Annotated in this window: 7 protein-coding genes; 4 read left to right on the top strand and 3 right to left on the bottom strand. The window is 73.4% G+C overall.

Annotation, left to right across the window (positions count from 1 at the left end):
• Nucleotides 1-126: 126 nt before the first annotated feature.
• The gene (locus HUW36_RS23905; RefSeq protein ID WP_174530234.1) at nt 127-903 is read right to left on the bottom strand and encodes a D-Ala-D-Ala carboxypeptidase family metallohydrolase; all 777 of its coding nucleotides are present in this window, start codon (nt 901-903) and stop codon (nt 127-129) included.
• 301 nt (nt 904-1,204) lie between these two features.
• Between HUW36_RS23905 and HUW36_RS23900 the strand changes: the two genes are divergently transcribed.
• Both HUW36_RS23900 and HUW36_RS23895 read left to right on the top strand, forming a co-directional pair.
• Nucleotides 1,205-1,846 (top strand): DUF6642 family protein, encoded by a 642-nt coding sequence (locus HUW36_RS23900; protein ID WP_174530233.1) that lies wholly within the window; start codon nt 1,205-1,207, stop codon nt 1,844-1,846.
• Nucleotides 1,847-1,877: 31 nt separating this feature from the next.
• Nucleotides 1,878-2,342: a PPOX class F420-dependent oxidoreductase gene (locus tag HUW36_RS23895; RefSeq protein WP_174530232.1), complete on the top strand. Its 465-nt coding sequence runs from the start codon at nt 1,878-1,880 to the stop codon at nt 2,340-2,342.
• Here HUW36_RS23895 and HUW36_RS23890 read toward each other — a convergent pair whose 3' ends face one another.
• Both HUW36_RS23890 and HUW36_RS23885 read right to left on the bottom strand, forming a co-directional pair.
• Nucleotides 2,343-2,984 (bottom strand): NAD(P)-dependent oxidoreductase, encoded by a 642-nt coding sequence (locus HUW36_RS23890; protein WP_174530231.1) that lies wholly within the window; start codon nt 2,982-2,984, stop codon nt 2,343-2,345.
• A 54-nt stretch (nt 2,985-3,038) separates the two neighbouring features.
• Nucleotides 3,039-4,271 (bottom strand): serine hydrolase domain-containing protein, encoded by a 1,233-nt coding sequence (locus HUW36_RS23885; RefSeq protein WP_174530230.1) that lies wholly within the window; start codon nt 4,269-4,271, stop codon nt 3,039-3,041.
• A gap of 65 nt (nt 4,272-4,336) precedes the next feature.
• Between HUW36_RS23885 and HUW36_RS23880 the strand changes: the two genes are divergently transcribed.
• Together HUW36_RS23880 and HUW36_RS23875 are read left to right on the top strand one after the other, a co-directional pair.
• A complete protein-coding gene (locus tag HUW36_RS23880; RefSeq protein ID WP_174530229.1) occupies nt 4,337-4,930 on the top strand; it encodes a pentapeptide repeat-containing protein in 594 nt (197 codons plus the stop codon).
• 53 nt (nt 4,931-4,983) lie between these two features.
• On the top strand, nt 4,984-5,436 hold the full coding sequence (locus HUW36_RS23875) for a pyridoxamine 5'-phosphate oxidase family protein (protein ID WP_174530228.1): 453 nt from the start codon (nt 4,984-4,986) through the stop codon (nt 5,434-5,436).
• Nucleotides 5,437-5,807: the final 371 nt, after the last annotated feature.

The raw sequence follows: 5,807 nt of genomic DNA, 5'->3' as shown, positions 1-5,807 counted from the left end.
CCCCGGGCGAGCTGACGCCCGTCCCTCGGGTCGCGGCGGCGCGTCGGTCACGCCGTACCGGGGTCACGCGGGCGGCGGCCCGACGCGGGGAGCCCCCACCCCCGCATCGGGCCGCCGCCGTTCGGGTCAGTCGACCGCGCAGTCCGGTGCCGACCAGTCGGTGGTGTTCGCCGTCTTGTCCCTGGTGTTCTCCCGCCGCGAGTCCACGTGCGCGTGGTCGTCGTGGTCCGGGTAGCCGGGGCCGTAGATGCCGCTGAAGCCCTGGTCCCGGGCCGACCGGGCGATCTCGCAGAGGGTCCGGTCCCGCGAGGTCAGGTCGGCCGCGTTGCCGTAGAGGTGCTGGCTGTCCGAGGCGCCGCCGACCTGCTTGTTGCAGGCGATGCTGCGGAAGCCGCTGGAGACGTAGAGCGGCTTGTCGCCGAGGCTGCGCCGCAGCGCCTCCAGCTTCCACATCGTGCGTACCGCGTTCTCCCGGGTGGCGGACGACGAGAGCGGGCCCCCGCTCCACCCGCCCTTGCCGCAGCCGTTGTCCAGCTCGCTGTAGCTGAAGTGCTTCGGGGTGCAGTCGTCGTCCTGGAGGTCGTAGATCTTGGCGAAGGTCTGCGGTCCGGCCACGCCGTCGGCGCGCAGTCCGTACGCGGACTGGAAGCGCTTGACCGCGGCGGCCGTCTCCGGGCCGTACCTGCCGTCGATCCGGACGACGCCGGCGTACCCGGCCCAGCCGGCCACCCGGATCTGGAGTTGCCGGACGTCCTCGCCGGAGCGTCCCTGGGACAGGGTGCGGGGCCAGGTGTAGCAGCCGTCGGCGTGGGCCGCCGGTGCGGCGACGACAGTCGCGACGGCGGCCCCGGGCAGGGCCAGCGCGAACGCGACGGCCGCCCGCTTCAGGGTGTTGACGCGCACAGAGTCCTCCCGATGAGAGCGGAACTGGGGTGGTGACGGGCACATCGACCGCTACGTCCCGTCCTTCTCACCGTGACAGCCGACGGGAGTCTTCGCGGCGATTAGCGGAAATTGTTCTCGCATTTGCTCTTTGCTGGGCATTGCCTGTGAATAGCGGCGTTTTGTGAATCGGACGGCCGGGCACCATCCGCGCGCGGGGTGACACCGAGGGTGATGCCGCCTGTCGGACGGGGACGGTAACGTCTGCTGCCGGGCCGGGGTGCTACCCGGGCGGCGACCCTCGTGGCCGGGGAGGTGGGCGTTGGCGCGTGGCGGCGTGTTCTGCGTCGAGGGGCAGTGGCACCGTGACCTCAACGAGCGGGGCTCGGTCCTGCCCACCCTCGAACTGCTCGAACGGCTGGGCCGGATCCGCTACATCCACAAGGACGCCGCCACCCGCGACGAGCTGTTCTACTTCCTGGACCGGTGGCTGCTCAAGCAGTACGCGGACCATCGGGTCGGCTTCTTCGCCATGCACGGCGAGCCGAGCCGGCTCTGCCTCACCGACTGGGACTCGGTGGAGCTATCCGACGTCGCGGAGCGGATGGCCGGCCGTTGCGAGGGGCGCCGCCTCTACTTCGGCAGCTGCTCGGTGCTGCGCGCCTCGGACGCCGCGTTGCGTGGGTTCCTCGACGTCACCGGGGCGGCGCTGGTCTGCGGCTTCACCCGCGAGGTCGACTGGGTCGAGTCGGCCGCCTTCGAGACCGTGCTGCTCGACGTGCTGGCAAACGGGCAGCGGCACAACGCCGCCGAGCTGCGGATGGGCTCGGCGCACTGGGCGCCGCTCGCCGCGTACCTCGGTTTCCGGGTGATCTACGCCAACGGCCGTGCCTGGCGGCCGACCGCGCGGCCCCGCGTGCCGGCGCAGGTCTCCCCGCGACGGGCCGCCGGCCGCCCGCGCTGAGATCCGGCCGCCGGCCTGGTAGAACCGAGGCATGCCACGCAGCATCGCGCGCAACACCCGGGTCGACCGGGACGCCCTGACCGAGTTCCTCCGCCCCCGGCACCGCGTCGTGCTGATGACGACCCGCGCCGACGGCCGCCCCCAGTCCTCCCCGGTCTCCTGCGGGGTCGACGCCGAGGGCCGGCTGGTCGTCTCCACCTACCCGGAGCGGGCCAAGGTGGCCAACATCCGCCGCGACCCGCGCGTCTCGGCGTGCGTGCTCTCCGACGACTGGGACGGCCCGTGGGTGCAGGTGGACGGCACGGCCGAGGTGCTCGACCTGCCCGAGGCGCTGGAGCCGCTGGTGGAGTACTTCCGCAGCATCTCCGGCGAGCACCCGGACTGGGACGAGTACCGGGCGGCCATGGTGAAGCAGGGCAAGTCGCTGATCCGGGTCACGATCTCCTCCTGGGGGCCGATCGCCACCGGCGGCTTCCCGGCCCGGCTCGCCGACTGATCAGTACGCGGCGGTGAACCGCGCGTTGCCGAACCTCGGGTTCTCGATCTCGTCGACGATCGCCACCGCCAGGTCCTCGTAGGTGAGCACCGAGCGCCCCTGCGCGTCGGTCACCGGGTGGTCGGTGCCGGTGCGGTAGTGCCCGGTCCGCTCGCCCGGATGGAACTCCAGCGGCGGCGGGGAGACGTACGTCCAGGTCACCCCGTCGGCGCTGGAGCGGTAGAACTCCAGGGCGTCGGCCTGGCCCTCGGCCGAGTCGCGGTAGTCGGCGGGAAAGTCCGGCTCGTCCAGGTAGCGGGTGCCCGTCGGGGTGAGCAGCGTCGCCCCGCCGCCGACGTGGATCACCCGGGGCGGGTCGGGCAGCTCGCGCAGCGTGTCGACGAGCGTCCGCGCGGCGTCGCGCCACAGCGCGCGTTCCCCACCACCGATGGCCACCACCAGCACGTCCGCCTCCCCGGCCAGCTCGCGTACGCTCCGCGCCGAGGTGGCGTCACCGGTGACCGTGCGGACGCCCGGTGGCAGGTAGCCGACGGCCTCCGGGCGGCGTACCGCCGCGGTGACCCGGTGCCCCCGCTCGACCGCCTCGGCGGCGATCCGTGAGCCCGCCGTCCCGCCGGCGCCGAACACGACGATGTCGCTCATGCCTCACAGGCTAGGCAGACCACCGGCGGGCGGCGGGAGTTCCGCCGAACCGGCTCAGTCGACGAGCGCCGAGTAGACGAGCTGGCGCAACTGGCTGCGCAGCGGATGGGTGCTCGACGGCATGAGCTGGGTGAACAGCAGCGCGGTGACCTCCTCGACCGGGTCCACCCAGAACGCGGTGCTGGCCATGCCGCCCCAGTAGAACTCGCCCACGCTGCTGGGCACCCGCGACGGCATCGGGTCCAGCACCACGGCGAAGCCCAGCCCGAAGCCGATCCCGTCGAGGACCGTCTCGCTGAACCCCTCGGGGGAGAACGAGGCCAGGTCCCGGCCGCCGGGCAGGTGGTTGCGGGTCATGAAGCGCAGCGTGCGGGGGCCGATCAGGCGGACCCCGTCCAGCTCGCCGCCGCGCAGCAGGAACTGGGTGAAGCGGTGGTAGTCGGCGGCGGTGGAGACCAGACCGCCGCCGCCGGAGTGCCAGCTCGGCTCCGCCAGCGCGGCCCGGCCGATCCCGTCGGCGCGTACCGCCTGGCCGGTCGCCGGGTGCGGGGCGTAGAGGGCGGCCAGGCGCTTCGCGTCCGCCCCGTCGACCCACCAGCGGGTGTCGGTCATCCCGAGCGGGCGCAGGATCCGCTCGGCGAAGAACGCGTCCAGCGACTGCCCGGAGACCACCTCGACCAGGCGGCCCAGCACGTCGGTGGAGACGCCGTAGTTCCAGCTCGTGCCGGGCTGGAAGAGCAGCGGCAGTCGGGCCAGACCGGCCGAGGCCGCGGCGAGGTCCGCGCCGGCCGGCACGCCCAGGTCGAAGCCCGCCGCCCGGTAGAGGCCGTCGACCACCGAGACCTGGGCGAAGCCGTACGTCAGGCCGGCGGTGTGGGTGAGCAGGTGCCAGATCCGGATCGGTTCGGTCGCCGGGACGGTGTACGGCTTGAGCACCGAGCCCCGGTCGTAGACCCGGACGTCGGCGAACTCCGGCAGCCAGCGGCTGACCGGGTCGTTCAGCTCGAACCGGCCCTGCTCCCAGAGCATCATCGCGGCGACCGAGGTGATCGGCTTGGTCATCGAGTAGATGCGCCAGAGCGTGTCCGCCTCGACCGGCGTGCCGGCCTCCCGGTCGCGCAGCCCGTACGTGGCCGAGTGGGCGATCTCGCCCCGCCGGGTGACGACGATCTGCCAGCCGGCGAGCCGGCCGTCGTCCACGTAGCGGGCGAAGTGCTCGTCGATCCGGGCCAGGCGGGCGGGGTCGAAGCCGACACGGTCGGGTTCGGTGCTCACTGCGACACTCACGACGCGAACCTACCGGCCGGTACGGCGGGCCGGAAGTGTCGGCCGCGCACACTAGTGTCGGCGGCATGCCCGAACCGGTCGAGGACGCCACCTACCGCCAGCAGGACTGGTACGCCGAAGAGCTGGTCGACCGCCACTTCGTGCGCTGCGAGTTCTTCGACGTCGACCTGACCGAGGCGGTCAGCCGGGGCGCGGTCTTCACCGAGTGCGTCTTCGGCAGCGTGGCGTTCAACGCCTCCCGGCACACCGACTCGGCGTTCACCAGGTGCTCGTTCACCAGGTGCAACCTGTTCGAGGCCGAGTTCACCGGCTGCAAGCTGGTCGGGAGCACCTTCGACCGCTGCGACCTGCGCCCGCTGCGGGTCGACCGGGGCGACTGGTCCTTCGTCGCGCTGCCCGGCGCCGACCTGCGCGGGGCGCGGTTCACCGACGTGCGGATGCGCGAGGCCGACCTGACCGGGGCCGACCTGACCGGCGCGGTCCTCTCCGGCGTCGACCTCTCCGGCGCCCAGTTGCACGCCGTCAAGCTGACCCGCGCCGACCTGCGGGGCAGCGACCTGTCCGCGCTCGACCCGACCGCGGTGGAGCGGGCGGGCGCGCGGGTCGACGCCGAGCAGGCGGTGCTGCTGGCCCAGGCGCTCGGCTTCCAGGTCGGCTGAGACCGCCGGAAAAGTCGCCGCGTCCTGTCAGGTTTGCCGGGCAGACTGGCTCCATGACGTGGTGGTCCGACCTGGTGGCGTCCGAGCCCGACTTCGCGGCGCGGGTGCGCGCCCGGTTCGCCGTCCGTAAGCACGGCACGATGGCGACGCTGCGGCGGGACGGCTCGCCCCGGATCAGCGGCACCGAGTTCGACTTCGGCGACGACGGGCAACTCCGGCTGGGCAGCATGGCCGGCGCGGTAAAGGCGCTCGACCTGCGACGCGATCCCCGGGTGGCCCTGCACAGCCCGACCGAGGACACGCCGCCGGACGATCCGTCCGCCTGGGGCGGGGACGCGAAGATCGCCGGTCGGGCGCACGAGGAGCCGCCGGCCGAGGACGGCTCGCACCGGTTCCGGATCGAGGTGACCGAGGTGGTGCTGACCCGGGTCGGGGAGCCGCCGGACCACCTGGTGATCGAGAGCTGGCACCCCGACCGTGGGCTCCGCCGGCGCGAGCGGCGCTGACCGGCCCCGATCACCCCGTCACCTCGGGGAAGTGGCGGCAACCGGTCCGTTCGGCAGGAGCCGGCCCGCCGGAACGGCGGCGGCCACGCGGCGACTGTCGGGAAATTGGCCTGGGTCGACGGCTTCTCGAAGATCGGGGCGTGTGTCATCCTGCCCTGCGGCGAGCCACGGTGACGGCCGCCGGCGCGGTGGCCGAGGGAGGGTCCGTGGCCGAGGACGAACTCACGCAGTCCGGTATCCGGGTCGGCGGCTGGCTGCCCGCCGTACCGGACGGGCCGCCCGGCACAGCGTCGGCGCCGGCCGGCCCCCGCCGCCTGCCCGGTGATCCGGACCTGCCCGCGAGCCCTGCGACCGGCCCGGAAACCGGGTCG

The organism is Micromonospora maritima (genome assembly GCF_902825405.1).
Lineage (GTDB): Bacteria > Actinomycetota > Actinomycetes > Mycobacteriales > Micromonosporaceae > Micromonospora > Micromonospora maritima.
Note: the sequence above shows the minus strand (reverse complement) of the source record. Positions and strands in the feature narration are given on the sequence as shown.